2 protein-coding genes are annotated in these 581 nt (G+C 32.2%); both read left to right on the forward strand.

The window, feature by feature from the left end; all coding sequences use genetic code 11:
• The coding region (locus EII29_RS11530; RefSeq protein ID WP_148096439.1) for an HNH endonuclease at positions 1-206 on the forward strand (206 nt) is incomplete at its 5' end.
• Positions 203-581 (forward strand): AAA family ATPase (locus tag EII29_RS11535; protein WP_148096440.1); only part of this gene is annotated, 379 nt, incomplete at its 3' end. The genes EII29_RS11530 and EII29_RS11535, both read left to right, overlap by 4 nt.

The following is a 581-nucleotide window of genomic DNA, read 5'->3' on the forward strand; positions in this document are numbered from 1 at the left end:
ATAGAACTTTGAAAGTGAAAAAACATAGATTATTAGCATTCGCTTTTATTCCTAACCCAGAAAATAAAAAAATAGTAAACCATATTGACGGAAACAAGCAAAATAACGATTTAAATAACCTAGAATGGTGTACTAGCCAAGAAAATACATTACACGGAATATATGTATTGAAAACTATAAACCAAAAGGGGAGAATTAAAAAGTGACCAATATATTTGAAAAAGTACAGACAGCCAAGCACTTAAAAGAGCGTGAAGACTTAATAAATTTAAAAGATGACTGGCTTATTGATACGTTAATGCCAAGTTCACAAGCTGGAATACTTGTAGCTCCATTTAAGTCATTTAAAAGCTCTCTAGCAATGCACATGGCTTTAATGGTATCGCAAGGGTTACCTTTTTTTGGTTATGATACAAAGCGAAGCAAGACACTATACATAGACAATGAAGATACTGACAGAGAGTTAAACAAAAGGCTTAGAAATAAAGATAATGCACCAGAAGACTTACATTTTTTGACAGGTGGAGAGTTTATGCTTGATGATTCGCACCACATGAACTTATTATATGAATACATTAAAG

The sequence above is a fragment of the Leptotrichia sp. OH3620_COT-345 genome, assembly GCF_003932895.1.
GTDB lineage: Bacteria > Fusobacteriota > Fusobacteriia > Fusobacteriales > Leptotrichiaceae > Pseudoleptotrichia.